The following is a 302-nucleotide window of genomic DNA, read 5'->3' as shown; positions in this document are numbered from 1 at the left end:
CAAAAGACGAAGAAGTCTTAAACGGTCAAGATCCAACACAGTTTATAGTAAGTTACCACGATAACTTGGCCGATGCCGAAGCAGGTATGAATGGATTAGTAAGCTCATATACCAATACGAGCAACCCACAACAAATCTTTGTGACCATTACCAATAACGTCACAGGCTGTTCTATCAGTACCCAAAGTTTTAATATTGAAGTTCAAAAAGCAGCACAGGCAAATCCAAACATGGATCCAATTGTATATGAAATCTGTGATGACAATATGGAAACCGATGGTGATACTACCGACGACAGTGCA

Annotated in this window: 1 protein-coding gene; it reads left to right on the top strand. The window is 39.7% G+C overall.

Annotation, left to right across the window (positions count from 1 at the left end; all coding sequences use genetic code 11):
* Positions 1-302: hypothetical protein (locus ITJ86_RS17275; RefSeq protein ID WP_195872886.1), on the top strand; the 302-nt coding region annotated here is incomplete at both ends.

Source organism: Winogradskyella marina (assembly GCF_015645385.1).
Classification (GTDB): domain Bacteria; phylum Bacteroidota; class Bacteroidia; order Flavobacteriales; family Flavobacteriaceae; genus Winogradskyella; species Winogradskyella marina.
The sequence above is the reverse complement of the archived record's forward strand: the minus strand, read 5'-3'. Positions and strand labels throughout refer to the sequence as shown.